General features: G+C 71.3%; 14 protein-coding genes and 1 pseudogene. 5 read left to right on the top strand and 10 right to left on the bottom strand.

Going from position 1 to position 12,273, the window contains the following annotated elements; translation table 11 throughout:
* Window positions 1-23: 23 nt before the first annotated feature.
* Both ASF18_RS00880 and ASF18_RS00875 read left to right on the top strand, forming a co-directional pair.
* Entirely contained in the window at window positions 24-833 is an 810-nt protein-coding gene (locus tag ASF18_RS00880; RefSeq protein WP_056220108.1) for a universal stress protein, read from the top strand.
* Window positions 834-864: 31 nt separating this feature from the next.
* Entirely contained in the window at window positions 865-1,311 is a 447-nt protein-coding gene (locus ASF18_RS00875; protein ID WP_056348488.1) for a host attachment protein, read from the top strand.
* A gap of 132 nt (window positions 1,312-1,443) precedes the next feature.
* Here the strand turns inward: ASF18_RS00875 and ASF18_RS00870 are convergent, their stop codons facing one another.
* From ASF18_RS00870 to ASF18_RS24445, 7 genes and pseudogenes are all read right to left on the bottom strand, one after another.
* A complete protein-coding gene (locus ASF18_RS00870) occupies window positions 1,444-2,304 on the bottom strand; it encodes a universal stress protein (RefSeq protein ID WP_056348485.1) in 861 nt (286 codons plus the stop codon).
* 14 nt (window positions 2,305-2,318) lie between these two features.
* Entirely contained in the window at window positions 2,319-2,666 is a 348-nt protein-coding gene (locus tag ASF18_RS00865; RefSeq protein ID WP_056348482.1) for a cytochrome c, read from the bottom strand.
* Window positions 2,666-3,481, bottom strand: a complete 816-nt coding sequence (locus ASF18_RS00860) for a universal stress protein (RefSeq protein ID WP_056348479.1) — start codon at window positions 3,479-3,481, stop codon at window positions 2,666-2,668. Before ASF18_RS00860 ends, ASF18_RS00865 begins: the two co-directional genes overlap by 1 nt.
* 447 nt (window positions 3,482-3,928) lie before the next feature.
* Complete coding sequence (locus tag ASF18_RS00855; RefSeq protein WP_056348475.1) at window positions 3,929-4,576, bottom strand: BON domain-containing protein; 648 nt, start codon at window positions 4,574-4,576, stop codon at window positions 3,929-3,931.
* A 32-nt stretch (window positions 4,577-4,608) separates the two neighbouring features.
* On the bottom strand, window positions 4,609-4,809 hold the full coding sequence (locus ASF18_RS00850; RefSeq protein ID WP_056220089.1) for a hypothetical protein: 201 nt from the start codon (window positions 4,807-4,809) through the stop codon (window positions 4,609-4,611).
* Between the two features lie 98 nt (window positions 4,810-4,907).
* On the bottom strand, window positions 4,908-5,918 hold the full coding sequence (locus ASF18_RS00845) for a zinc-dependent alcohol dehydrogenase family protein (protein WP_056348472.1): 1,011 nt from the start codon (window positions 5,916-5,918) through the stop codon (window positions 4,908-4,910).
* 177 nt (window positions 5,919-6,095) lie between these two features.
* A pseudogene (locus tag ASF18_RS24445) lies at window positions 6,096-6,395 on the bottom strand (hypothetical protein); the annotation flags it as partial.
* 201 nt (window positions 6,396-6,596) lie between these two features.
* Here ASF18_RS24445 and ASF18_RS00835 point away from each other — a divergent pair.
* Genes ASF18_RS00835 through ASF18_RS00825 form a run of 3 tightly spaced genes read left to right on the top strand, consistent with a single transcriptional unit; the run spans window position 6,597 to window position 10,547 of the window.
* Window positions 6,597-9,125 (top strand): phosphoketolase family protein, encoded by a 2,529-nt coding sequence (locus ASF18_RS00835; protein WP_056348468.1) that lies wholly within the window; start codon window positions 6,597-6,599, stop codon window positions 9,123-9,125.
* Complete coding sequence (locus ASF18_RS00830) at window positions 9,122-10,291, top strand: acetate/propionate family kinase (RefSeq protein WP_082486896.1); 1,170 nt, start codon at window positions 9,122-9,124, stop codon at window positions 10,289-10,291. The genes ASF18_RS00835 and ASF18_RS00830 overlap by 4 nt, the downstream gene beginning before the upstream one ends.
* A 55-nt stretch (window positions 10,292-10,346) precedes the next feature.
* Window positions 10,347-10,547 (top strand): polyhydroxyalkanoate synthesis regulator DNA-binding domain-containing protein, encoded by a 201-nt coding sequence (locus ASF18_RS00825; protein WP_056348465.1) that lies wholly within the window; start codon window positions 10,347-10,349, stop codon window positions 10,545-10,547.
* A gap of 139 nt (window positions 10,548-10,686) precedes the next feature.
* Here the strand turns inward: ASF18_RS00825 and ASF18_RS00820 are convergent, their stop codons facing one another.
* The 3 genes from ASF18_RS00820 to ASF18_RS00810 all read right to left on the bottom strand — a co-directional run bounded on the left by ASF18_RS00820 (window position 10,687) and on the right by ASF18_RS00810 (window position 12,225).
* Window positions 10,687-11,085 carry a hypothetical protein gene (locus ASF18_RS00820; protein ID WP_056270460.1) on the bottom strand — a complete coding sequence of 133 codons (399 nt, stop codon included), beginning with the start codon at window positions 11,083-11,085 and terminating at the stop codon, window positions 10,687-10,689.
* 89 nt (window positions 11,086-11,174) lie between these two features.
* On the bottom strand, window positions 11,175-11,825 hold the full coding sequence (locus ASF18_RS00815) for a BON domain-containing protein (protein ID WP_056348462.1): 651 nt from the start codon (window positions 11,823-11,825) through the stop codon (window positions 11,175-11,177).
* 52 nt (window positions 11,826-11,877) lie between these two features.
* Window positions 11,878-12,225, bottom strand: coding sequence for a DUF1476 domain-containing protein (locus tag ASF18_RS00810; protein WP_056348458.1), 348 nt, complete (start codon window positions 12,223-12,225; stop codon window positions 11,878-11,880).
* Window positions 12,226-12,273 lie beyond the last annotated feature (48 nt).

Here is a 12,273-nt window from a genome sequence, read left to right as displayed (position 1 = left end):
CCGACGCCGAACGGGAGATCCCCATGTCCTATGCCAGCCTCATGGTCTCGGTCGATCTCGGCGAAGCTGCGCGCGGCCGGATCCGCCTCGCCGGGCACCTCGCCGACGACTTCAAGGCCCGCCTCATCGGCATCGCGGCCGAGATGCCGGCTTACGAGGCTGCGCCCATCGGCCCGATGCTCGGAGGCGCCTTTTGCCTCCCCTCGGTTCAGGAGGCCGTCCTGAACGACCTTCGGATCGCGCACGCGACCTTCGACGAAGCCGCCGCCGGCCGAAGCCGCGTCGAGTGGCGCTCGAACCTGGACTTTCCGCTGGAGTTCCTGGCCCGCCAGTCGACCGCGGCGGACCTCGTGATCGTTGGCCGGGGCGACGCGGGCAACCCGCTCCTGTCGGTCGATCCAGGGGATGCGGTGATGCGGCTCGGCAGCCCGGTGCTGGTGGTCCCGCCGGAGATCGACCACCTCGATGCGCAGCGGGTGGCGGTCGCGTGGAAGAGCACCCGCGAAGCGCATCGGGCCGTCCGCGATGCGGTGCCCTTCCTGAAACGGGCGTCCCATGTCGTCGTGCTGACCGTCGATGAGGGCCAGGGCGCCGGCGATACCCGGGACATTGTCAGCCTCCTCCAGGCCCATGACGTCCACGCCACCGCCATGCCGAAGGACGCCTATGGCGCCACGACCGCCGAAGCGCTCGTCGAGGCGGCCAGCGAGTACGCCGCCGACCTGATCGTGGCAGGGGCCTATGGCCACGGCCGCCTGCGCGAATGGGCCTTCGGGGGCGTCACCCGCAACCTGCTCGCCGGCTGCCCCGTCTGCTGCCTCCTGAGCCACTGACGGAGACGAACGCTCGGCTTGGCGCGACCCCATGACCGGCAGGCTGAACCTCATGATCCCGCACGACGGCTCCGTCGTCGTCTGCGACGGCCGCAAGGCCTTGGTGCTCCGCAACGAGGGGCACCCGCGCGCCCTGGACCTGCGAATGGAGAGGGTGTTCGAGGCCCCCCCCAACCCGCCGACCCGCGAGCAGGGCGCGGACAGGCCTCCGCGGGTCAGGCTGGGCGACCGCCGCAGTTCCATCGAGCAGACGGACTGGCATCGGATGGCCGAGACCCGCTTCGCCCTGGACGTGGTGACGGCCCTGGACTGCATCGATCCTCTCCTCGCCTTGGTCGTGGTCGCACCGCCGAGGATGCTCGCGGAACTTCGGCGTGTCCTGCCCGAGCGCCTGCGTCGGGCCATCGTGGCCGAGGTCGACAAGGACCTGACCAAACACCCGGTCGAGGAGATTGGGCGCCATCTCGCCGATGCCTGAAGGACCGACCCCGGGCCGCCGGCCCGAAGCCGATGGTGGGCGACTCCACAGGCCGCCCGCAAGCCGGGCCTGCCGGGTGAGGCGAGAACGGGAGGATCCGGGCGCGGAGCGCGGCGTGCCGGGACCGGCGCCTCAGTGAGCCATCAGCACCGGCATCCGGGCGTTCTCGATGACGTGGCGGGTGACGCCGCCGACCAGGAACTCACGGACCCGGCTGTGGGTGTAGGCGCCCAGCGCGAGCAGGGAGGCGTCTCGCGCCTCGGCCTCCGCCAGGATCGCCGCCCCGACCGAAGCCGTTGCCGTCATCGGCAGGTTCACCGTCTCGGCCACGATGCCGTGCCAGCGCAGGTGTTCCGAAAGGTCGGCGGCGCAGGCCTCCGCGAACCGCTCAGTGCGGACGTGAAGGACGGTCACGCGGGTGGCCTCGCGCAGGAGGGCGATGGACTGGCCGAGCAGGCGCGTCGCTTCCAAGCTGCCGTTCCAGGCAATGACCACATGGTAGAGCGGATCGTAGGTGACGGGCTCCCCGATCATCAGGGTCGGTCGGCCGACGGAGAACAGGGCCGTGTCGAGCGCCCGCCCGGTGAAGGGCCGCGCCGGATCGGGGCGGTCGACGATGATGAGATCGTTGACCCGGCCGAGGCGCGTCAGGAGCGGTTCGACCTCGCCGGAATGTTCGGACCAAGCCGCGAAAGTGGCATCGAGGCGCTCGCCGGCCGGCATGAACGCGACGCCCTCCCGGGCGCACCAGGCTTGCAGGGCTGCCTTTCCGGCGATGGCGGCCTCGCGCACGCCCTGCTCGATCGCCTGGATGGTCAGGTCGTCCACGGCCACCAAACTCGCCATTCCGGCGAGGACGTGCTCGGGACCGGGGGCCATGAAGCCGACCCCGATATGGGCGTGCAGGCGGCGGCTGAGGCGCAGCGCGGCATCGAGCCGGGGCGTCGCGTCGTTCCCGGGGGCCGTGGGTACGAGGAGGCAGCGCAGGTACACGAGTTCCTCCTCGATCAGCGTTCCAGCGTCTTCAGGTAGGCGATCAGGTTGTCCGCCTGGTCCGGTTCGAGGCGAAATTCCGGCATGGCGGGATGCCCGGTGGTGATGCCCTCCGCCAATGCCTCCGCGAGGTTCTCGACGGGGTAGTGCGTGTGCAGCTCACGGAATGGCGGTGCGTCCCGGAGCGGGCTCGCACCCTGCCGCCCCACGGCGTGGCACCTGGCGCAGTTCGTCCGGGCGATGGTCTCCCCTTGCTTCGCCTTGAGGTCCCAGGCGGCGGCGGGGGCGAAGACGGACAGCCAAAGGAATGGCGCCGCGCTGATCGCCAGCAGATCACGTCGTTTTTGAAAGACGCGGCGCATCAGTGGCTCATCAGGCAGCAGAGGGGGGTCGTCTGAATGATGTCGCGGGTGACGCCGCCGAAGATCCATTCACGAAGGCGGCTGCGCCCGTAGGCCCCCATCACCACCAGGTCGGCTTCCTCGCGCCGGGCGAACCGAAGGATCTCCTCAGCGGGGTTGATCTCCGGGCTGCGCAGCAGATGCGTGGTGACCGTGACGCCGTGGCCGGACAGATAGGCGGCGGCATCCTCGGCCCCCTCCTGGTCCGCCGCCGGGCCGACCACGGCGATGTGGACCTTGTCCGCCCGTGCGAGGAGCGGCAGAGCGTCATGGACGGCCCGGCGCGCCTCGCGGGTGTCCTTCCAGGCCACCACGATCCTCTTTGCCGCGAGATGTGCGAGTCCGGGCGGCGTGAGCAGCACGGGGCGTCCGACCTCCATCAGGAGCGGACCGACCGAGACAGCCATCACCCCCGGGTCGCCGTCGCCCGGCCCCTGCCGTCCGACGACCACGAGATCGGCGCTGCGCGCCTGTGCGGCGAGGTAGGCCAGGGGCGAGCCGGTCACGGATCTCCAGGCCCGAGACTGCGCCGCTGCCGCCTCGCGCGCGAAGAGGGCCTGGGCCGCGGCGAGATCCTCCTCGGCCGATCGCTCCTCGGCCGCCCAGGCGCGCTCGGCCTGCAGCACGTCTCCGATCGGTATCGGACCGAGGACCGGGCGTCCGGCGACGCCGGTGAGTTTGGACCCGAAGCGCTCGGCGAGGCCGGCGGTAAGCCGAACGCGGTCCGACGCAGCGGCCCCGAGATCGACCGAGACCATGATGTTGGAGATCGTCACGAGTTCCCCCCCCGAGCCCGGGCTCGACCGCCCTGTCGGGACACCTTGCCTGCGATGGCCCCCGGTGCCTTTGATCCATCTCAAGGACCGGCGGATGGCCGGCCACGTCCGCCTCGCGGCAGCGGCGTCTGGCGCGCGACGGTCCTTCGCGAGGGCGCGCCTGGCGGGGAATCGGGCGGGCGCCGAAGCCCTCCCCGGTCCCCGATCGAACGACCCGAATCCGGGCTTCGCCCTCCATCGGGCCCATCCTCTGCGCGTCCCGCGCATGACGGGGAGTGGCCGCCGCCCGTCCCTTGGACAATCCCTGAAACAGTCCCTCGGACAGCTTCGCGCGCCGCCCCCGCGGGAGGGGGCGTCCGGATTGGCAGCGCGCCATCCGGTCCCGCTGATCCGCGTCGGTCATTCCGAACCCGCCCGCATCGGTGGGGCGGGGAAACACCGGTCCCGTCACCAAGCCAGCCGGAGGCGGTCGTCGACGGCATGGACGCCCGGGGTCGACCAGGCCGCACGCTCCGCGAGTTCGCGCTCCCGCCACAGGTCGACGCATCCGTCGAGGATCACCGTGTCGCCCTCCACGCGCACGGTAATCGTGTCGGGATCCCGCGCCGTCCGTTTCAGGGCTGCGAGCACCTTCGCCTTCACGTCGCGCGACCGAACGGAGGGCTTGACCGCGAGGAGGTTCAGGACCTCCCGGACTCCGGCGAGCTTCGCCACTGCGGATTGCGCCGCAGCCCTCTGATAGTACCAGGGGACGCAGCCATCGAGGGTGACACGGCCCTCCTCGACCTTGACCTTGATGGCTTCGTCCGGGACCTGGACGTTCCAGGCCAGAACCTTCACGACGCGGGCGGCGAGCTCCTCGTCGCCGGTTTTCTGGTCTGCGGGGTAGCGGACCTCGATCTCCTCGACGACGGCCCGGACTCCGCGGACCCGCTGCGCGACCTTCTCGGCGGCGATCTTCTCGGCATAGGTGGCGACGTGGCCGGACAATGTCACGAGACCGTCCCGAACGGCCACGCCGATATGCGCCGCGTCCACCTTCGGATCGAAGTCCAATTCCTCCAGCACGTGCTGGCGCAGGGTCCTGTCGTCCATCGTCCGTCTCCCGTTCGCGTTCACGCGGGGCTTCAGAGCACGAGCCAGAGCAGGGCCGGCGTGACCAGCGAGGCCAGAATCGCGAGACCCAGGGCCTGCAGGCTGCCGATGCTTCGGTAGCGGTGCCCGTCCGAGACGACCGAGGGTGCATCCGTATTGTGCGCCCGAAGCGTGACCGGCATCCGGACATGCTGGACCGACCGGATGTAAGTGGATCTCATGACCAGGGTCATCGTCGGCTCCCGTTCGCGATTACGCGAGGCATGATGACCGTCGGACCGGCGACGGCCTTGAGATGGATCAAGGCCGTCCCCTTCGGGGCCTGCGGGCTTCACGTCGTCGGGCGCCGGGCGAGCGGCTGAGGCACCAGGACGGCCGCCCCCCGCAAGATCCCGGACCGGTGATCCGCGATCGCCTCGTTGGCCCGCTCCAGCGGGTAGGGACGCGTGTGGGTGACGATGCCCGCCCGCGGGACGAGCGCGAAGAAGCTGCGGGCGTCCTCGCGGGTCAGGTTCGCCACCGACAGCACCGCGCGCTCGCCCCAGAGAAGTTCGTAGGGAAAGGCGGGGATATCGCTCATGTGGATGCCGCCACAGACGACCCGGCCACCCTTGCGCACCGCTTTCAGCGCCGTCGGGACGAGGGCCCCGTCCGGCGCGAAGACCAGGGCGGCGTCCAGCGGCGCCGGCGGCGGCGCGTCCGTCCCGCCGGCCCACTCCGCCCCGACGGATCGCGCGAAAGCCTGGGTCTCGCGGTCGCCGGGGCGGGTGAAGGCGAAGACACGCCGGCCCTGCCATCGGCAGACCTGGGCGATGATGTGGGCCGCCGCGCCGAAGCCGTACAGCCCGACCGTCTCCGCCGCGCCGGCCATCCGCAAGGTTCGCCATCCAATCAGGCCGGCGCAGAGCAGCGGTGCCATCGCGACCGGGTCGAGATCGACACCGAGGGGGATCGTGAAGGCTGCCTCGGCCAGGATGTCGGTCGCGAAGCCGCCGTCGCGCGTGCAGCCCGTGAAGCCGGGCGCGTCGCAGAGGTTCTCGCGGCCGGCCTCGCAATGGGAGCAATGCCCGCAGGCATGCCCGAGCCACGGCACGCCGACCCGGCTGCCCAACGGAGGCTCGCGGACATCCGGGCCGCGCGCCGCGACGATGCCGACGACTTCGTGGCCGGGCACGATGGGATACGTCGCCTGCGGGAGTTCTCCGTCGATGAGGTGGAGGTCCGTGCGGCAGACCGCGCAGGCCTCGACCCGGATCCGGACCTCGCCGGGCCCCGGTTCCGGGGTCGGGCGGCACTCGGGGGCAAGGAATCCTCCGGCCTCCCGCAGGACCATCGCGAACATGGTGCCCTCCTCCGACAGCAGGCGCGTTGCGGACGTTCCGCGAGGTGACGTCGCGCGACGACCCGCCGGCGCGGCCGGTGATTGCCCCCGCGGACGCTCTGTCGGCCCTCACCCGGCGGTGCGACGGCCGCGTGGCTTCGGGGGCGGTGACCGAGCTTCGACGACCGCTGCGGGTCTCGGATCGAAGGGGAGCACGGAGGCACCGGCGGCGATGATGCCGGCCAGGGTCCGCACATCGTCCGGCATCCTCGGATCGCGCGCGATGCGTTCCGCCTCGCGCTGCAGGCGCAGATTGCAGGGGGCGGGAGGCAGGCCGGCGACAGGGGTACAGGCGTCGTGCCGTGCGCACGCCGCATCGAGGGCGTCGATGGGAGGGAGAGGGGCGTTGTTGCCCAGGCCGCAATAATTGCCGTGAAAGACCAGTGCGGGCGCAGGGGACTGCGCCTGCGCCGGAAGCGAGACGCTCAGACAGACCATGAGGGGGAGAAGGGCAGTCGCCGGCAACATGGTCCGCATCCCTGTGCGCGCAGAACGATCCGCAGGCTGCCTCCGGCAGGACGGAGCGGCGTTGATCCAGCGCAAGGCGGGACGTTTGGCAGACCGCATCATGTCCGGAAGATCACCGCACCCCGGGACCCCGACATGGATGAGCCGCTCACAGGAGGCTTGGATGGAGGCTTGGACGCCGCCAGCGGAGGCACCCCGCTCCCGCCTGCCGACCCCTTCGCGCCCGGTCCCCTTGGCCCGGACCAGTTGCGGGAGATCCACGCCTACTGGCGGGCCGCGAACTACCTGTCGGTCGGGCAGATCTACCTGATGGACAACCCGCTGCTGCGCGAGCCCCTGGGGGCGGAGCAGATCAAGCCGCGGCTCCTCGGCCACTGGGGCACGACGCCGGGACTGAACTTCATCTACGCGCACCTGAACCGCGTCATCCGGCAGCGCGACCTCGACATGCTCGCCGTGTGGGGGCCGGGCCACGGGGCGCCGGGCCTCGTCGCCAACGCCTACCTGGAGGGCACCTACAGCGAGACCTACCCGGACGTGGCGCAGGACCTCGACGGCATGACCCGTCTGTTCCGCCAGTTCTCCTTCCCCGGGGGGATCCCGAGCCACGCCTCGCCCGAATTGCCGGGTTCCATCCACGAGGGGGGCGAACTCGGCTATTCACTGGCGCATGCCTTCGGGGCGGCCCTCGACAATCCGGACCTGACCGTCGCCTGCATCGTCGGCGACGGCGAGGCGGAGACCGGGCCGCTGGCCGCCTCCTGGCACGCGAACAAGTTCCTCGACCCGCGCCATGACGGGACCGTCCTGCCGATCCTGCACCTCAACGGCTACAAGATCGCCAACCCGACGCTTCTCGCCCGCATCCCGCAGGCGGAGCTGCGCAGCCTTCTCGTCGGCTACGGCTACGAGCCGGCCTTCGTCGAGGGCCACGAGCCCGCCGCGATGCACCAGGCCATGGCGACGGCTCTCGACGCGGCCTTCGACGCCATCGCGGCGATCAGGAGCGCCGCCCACCGGGGCAAGGTCGAGCGGCCGCGCTGGCCCATGATCGTGCTGCGCAGCCCGAAGGGCTGGACCGGCCCCGAGACCGTCGACGGCAAGCCCGTCGAGGGGACCTGGCGCGCGCACCAGGTTCCCGTCGCCGCCGTGCGGGACAACGCGGACCATCGCGCCATCCTGGAAGCCTGGATGCGATCCTACCGGCCCGAGGAGCTGTTCGGGCAGGACGGCGCGCTGGTTCCGGAGCTCGCGGCACTGCCCCCGAAGGGCCGCCGGCGCATCTCGGCCAACCCGCACGCCAATGCCCACACGAGCGCGCCCCTACGCCTTCCGGACCTGCGCCGCCTCGCCGTCGCGGTGCCCGAGCCCGGCCGGGTCCGGGCCGAGGCCACCCGCGTGCTGGGGACCTACCTGCGGGAAGTCCTGATCCTCAACGCGGAGGCCCGCAACTTCCGCATCATGGGTCCCGACGAGACCGCCTCGAACCGCCTCGACGCCGTCTTCGCGGTGACGAGCCGGGCGTGGCAGGAGGCGATCCTGCCGGGCGACGACCACCTCGGGCGCGACGGGCGCGTCATGGAGGTGCTGAGCGAGCATCTCTGCGAGGGCTGGCTCGAAGGCTACGTCCTCACCGGCCGGCACGGCCTGTTCGCGACCTACGAGGCCTTCGCGCACGTGGTCGATTCGATGGTGAACCAGCACGCCAAGTGGCTGAAGTCCGCGCGCGAGCTGCCCTGGCGCCGGCCGGTCCCCTCCCTCAACATCCTGCTGTCGTCGCACGTCTGGCGCCAGGACCACAACGGATTCAGCCACCAGGACCCGGGCTTCATCGACTTCGTGGCCAACAAGCGCGGCGACACGGCGCGCATCTACCTGCCGCCGGACGCGAACAGCCTCCTGTGCGTCATGGACCACTGCCTGCGCACCTACGACCGCATCAACGTGGTGGTGGCCGGCAAGCAGCCCGCCCTGCAATGGCTCAGCCCGGACGAGGCGGCCAAGCACTGCGCGGCTGGCGCCTCCATCTGGAATTGGGCGACGAACGAGGGCGAGTCCGAGCCCGACGTGGTGATGGCCTGCGCCGGGGACGTGCCGACGATGGAGACCCTCGCGGCCGTGGACTGGCTGCGCCGGCATGTTCCCGAGCTGCGGATCCGGGTCGTCAACGTCGTCGACCTGATGACGTTGGCATCGCGCGAGATGCATCCGCACGGACTCGACGACCCGACCTTCGACAGCCTCTTCACGCGCGACCGGCCGGTGGTGTTCGCCTATCACGGCTATCCCTGGCTCATCCATCGGCTGACCTACAAGCGGACGAACCACGGCAACTTCCACGTGCACGGCTTCATCGAGGAAGGCACGACGACGACGCCCTTCGACATGTGCGTCCTGAACCGGCTCGACCGGTTCCATCTCGCACAGGCCGCCCTGCAGGCCGCGCCGCGGCTGGGCGCCCGGGGGGAACACGCCCAGGAGGCGCTTCGGGACGTGCTGGCGACCCATCGCGAGTACGTCTGCCGGACCGGCGACGATCTGCCGGCGGTCCGGGACTGGGTCTGGCCCGAGGGCCCCGCGCACGCCGACCGGCGCCGGATCGAGGCGGACCTGATGCAGGGCGATCCGCCGGACAGGCACGAGCCCCCGGCCGGCGAGACCGTCGACGGCTGGACGGTCCTGCCGGAAATCGAGCAATGATCCTTGTCCTCAACGCCGGCTCCTCCAGCCTGCGCTGCGCCTTGTTCCGGTCCGGTGCGGATGCCCCGGTCTGGCGCGCGCACGTCGCCGACATCGGAAACGCCCCGCGGCTCGCGGTGGATGGCCTGGCCCGCGACGACGAGCAGCCCCCGGCCGGGGACCATCCCGAGGTCGCCCGGTGGCTCTTCGGACGGCTGCCCGCCGCGCCGACGGCGGCCGGGCACCGCATCGTCCACGGGGGCTTGCGCTACGCCGCGCCGGTGCGCCTCGATGCCGAGGTGCTTGCCGACCTGGAGACGTTGGTCCCGCTGGCGCCGGCCCATCAGCCCCAGGCGTTGGCCTGCATCCGGACGGTGACGGAGACCTGGCCGGACCTGCCGCAGGTCGCCTGCTTCGACACCGCCTTCCATCGCACCCAGGACCGGCTCGCCCAGATCTATCCCCTTCCCCGCGCCCTCCTCGACGAGGGCTTCATCCGCTTCGGCTTCCACGGCCTCTCCTACGCCCATGTCGCCCGGCTTTGCCCGCAGGGCCGGGTGCTCGCCGCCCATCTCGGGCACGGGGCCAGCCTCTGCGCCATCCGGGACGGGCGCAGCGTCGCCACCACCATGGGCTTCACGACGCTCGACGGGGTGATGATGGGCACCCGCAGCGGCTCGGTGGATCCGGGCCTGGTCCTGCACCTGATCCGCGAGCGCGGCCTGTCGCCCGATGCGGTGGCCTCGCTCCTCAACGAGCGGTCGGGCCTCCTCGGGGTCTCGGGGATCAGCGACGACGTGCGGGTGCTGGCGGCGAGCCCAAGTCCCGATGCGCGGGAGGCCCTCGACCTGTTCGCCTACAGGATCGTGCGCGAGGCGGGCTCGCTGCTCGCGGCCCTCGGCGGCCTCGACACCCTCGTGTTCACCGGGGGCATCGGCGAGCACGCCGCCGAGGTCCGCACCGCCGTCTGCTGCGGACTGGGGTTCGCAGGCGTGGCCCTCGACGCGGACGCCAACGCCCGTGCCGCGGGGGTCATCGGGGCCCGCGCCTCCCGCGTGCAGGTCCGCGTCGTCTCCGCCGACGAGGAGCGCGAGATCGCGGTCGCGACCGGAGGCTCGGTGCACGGGGGCCTCGACGGGCGCGCGGCCCGGGCGCCGGCCCTTGCGCATCGGGCGCCCAGACTTTAATTATTCCAGATAAGATCTGTCCCACGTCGGAGGCGGCCGGCGCCGTGCAGTCGAGATGACGCCCAACACGAAGCCCTCACCCGTCCGCCAGTTCAAACGGTATGGCGGGTGCAGGCTCTACGACCCCGAGAGCCGAGCCTATCTGGCGCCCGAGGACCTGGAGCGGCTGATCCGCCGCGGCGTCAGGATCAGCGTGCGCGAAGCCGGGTCGGGTCAGGACGTCACCCACGAGGTCGTTCCCCCGAATCTCCAGTGAGCGGCGGGCCGAAACCCAGCACGGGTCGCGCGCCACCGCTCACCGCCGATCTCGCTCCGGAGCGGTCGCACCCGCGGCCCGGAGCGACCGGCTCCATCGCCGCGAGCGGAGAGCCTTCCCTCCGTGGGAACCCTCGGCGTCAGGTCTGACGTCCAGCGCCGGCGCGGCCGACGCGGGCGACCATGAACGTGCGGTAGACTCCGTCGTCGGCATCACGGATCGAGACGTAGTCGCCCGGAACGAAGGCGTGCGTGCCGAGGTGGTAGCCCGGCTCGTCGTCCTCGTTCGTCCAATCCTCGTAGTCGATCAGCCAGGTCGCGCCGCCCTCCCCGCCGGCCCGGTGAACGAGGCGACCGTCGCGGTCGCGTTGGCCCGCCCAGAAGCGGCGCACGCGGCAACTGTCGCGGGTCTCGCGCCAGAGGGCGGGATCGAGGTGCCCGTCCGGTCCGAGCGGCACGACCATCTCGTAGCCCCGGGCCACGCTGCCGTCCGGAAAGTCCGGGCAGCGGGCCAGCGTCAGGGTCACCCGATACAGCATCCCCGGCAGGGCGTGCTGTCCGGGAGGCTTGCCGTGTCGCTGGTCGGATGGGGAGGATCCCTGTGTCCCATGAGGCATGTCCCGTCTCCTCAGCGCAGGGCGACGATGTGATCGACGACGGTCCGGACGCCCGGTACGGACCAGGCCGCCCGCTCGGCGGCATCCCGTTCGATGCCGACCGTGACGGCCCCCTCCAGGGTGACCCGGTCGCCCTCGACGCTGACCTTGATCGCGTCCGCCTCGAACAGGGCGTTCCGCCGGAACGCCTCCAGGATCTTCGCCTTGACCGCCGTCGGGTGCACGTCCGGCCTGACCTCGACGAGGTTCGTCACACCGAAGACGCCGGAGAGCTTGCGGACGGCCGCTTCGGCGCCCATCGCCTGGTACTGCCAGGGCACCGCCCCGGTGAGCGTCACCCAGCCCTGCGCGACCTTCACCTGGATGGCGTCCTTCGGGAGGTGGACGGACCAGTCGAGGATGGCCAGGGCCCGCGCGGCGATCTGATCGTCCTCGATCTTCTTGGCGTCGGGAAGGCGAACCTGGATCTCCTGGGCGATGGCCCGCACGCCCTTGACCCGTTTCGCCGCGCGCTCGGCCTCCACCTTCTCGGCATAGCTGCCGACATGCCCCGTCAGGGTCACCACGCCGTTCGAGACGGCGATGCCGATCTCGGCGGCATCCAGGCTCGGGTCGAAGTCGAGCTCGTCGAGCACATCGCGGCGAAGATCCTTGTCGGTCATGGCGTCTCTCCCATCTGCTGTCGTGAGGAAGTCCGGACCAGGATGACGCGCCCTAGGCGGAGGAGCCTTGATCCAGCGCAAGCCCGACGCGCTGTTCGGCGCGGACGAAGGCGATGCAGCGCTCCATTTCCCGGCGCAGGTTCGCGAGAGGCTCGTCGATGCCGCAGGCACGAAGGTCCGCGCGAAGGCGCGCGAGCAAGGCGTCGTCGTCGGACACCACGGCTTCCTCGGCGAAGGACGTGACGTAGCCGGAGGCCGCGTCCCCGGTCAGGTGCATCCGCTCGGCCGCCCAGGTCGCCAGCAGGCGATTGCGGCGGGCACGCGCCTGGAAGCGCAACTCCTCCTCGTGGGCGAAGCGGCTCTCGAAGGCCCGCTCGCGCTCGTCGAACGTCGTGTTCATCGGATGCCTCACCTGTCGGGCCACGTCGGGCCACGTCGAAACGGCTCC

The organism is Methylobacterium sp. Leaf89 (assembly GCF_001422215.1).
In the GTDB taxonomy this organism is placed as follows: Bacteria; Pseudomonadota; Alphaproteobacteria; order Rhizobiales; family Beijerinckiaceae; genus Methylobacterium.
The sequence above is the reverse complement of the archived record's forward strand: the minus strand, read 5'-3'. Positions and strand labels throughout refer to the sequence as shown.

What these genes read in the sequence shown, in the direction of transcription:
- ASF18_RS00880 (WP_056220108.1), top strand. Translation starts at nt 24, where the DNA reads ATGTCCTATGCCAGCCTCATGGTCTCGGTCGATCTCGGCGAAGCTGCG.
- ASF18_RS00875 (WP_056348488.1), top strand. Translation starts at nt 865, where the DNA reads ATGACCGGCAGGCTGAACCTCATGATCCCGCACGACGGCTCCGTCGTC.
- ASF18_RS00865 (WP_056348482.1), bottom strand. Translation starts at nt 2,666, where the DNA reads ATGCGCCGCGTCTTTCAAAAACGACGTGATCTGCTGGCGATCAGCGCG.
- ASF18_RS00855 (WP_056348475.1), bottom strand. Translation starts at nt 4,576, where the DNA reads ATGGACGACAGGACCCTGCGCCAGCACGTGCTGGAGGAATTGGACTTC.
- ASF18_RS00850 (WP_056220089.1), bottom strand. Translation starts at nt 4,809, where the DNA reads ATGACCCTGGTCATGAGATCCACTTACATCCGGTCGGTCCAGCATGTC.
- ASF18_RS00845 (WP_056348472.1), bottom strand. Translation starts at nt 5,918, where the DNA reads ATGTTCGCGATGGTCCTGCGGGAGGCCGGAGGATTCCTTGCCCCCGAG.
- ASF18_RS00830 (WP_082486896.1), top strand. Translation starts at nt 9,122, where the DNA reads ATGATCCTTGTCCTCAACGCCGGCTCCTCCAGCCTGCGCTGCGCCTTG.
- ASF18_RS00825 (WP_056348465.1), top strand. Translation starts at nt 10,347, where the DNA reads ATGACGCCCAACACGAAGCCCTCACCCGTCCGCCAGTTCAAACGGTAT.
- ASF18_RS00820 (WP_056270460.1), bottom strand. Translation starts at nt 11,085, where the DNA reads ATGCTGTATCGGGTGACCCTGACGCTGGCCCGCTGCCCGGACTTTCCG.
- ASF18_RS00815 (WP_056348462.1), bottom strand. Translation starts at nt 11,825, where the DNA reads ATGACCGACAAGGATCTTCGCCGCGATGTGCTCGACGAGCTCGACTTC.
- ASF18_RS00810 (WP_056348458.1), bottom strand. Translation starts at nt 12,225, where the DNA reads ATGAACACGACGTTCGACGAGCGCGAGCGGGCCTTCGAGAGCCGCTTC.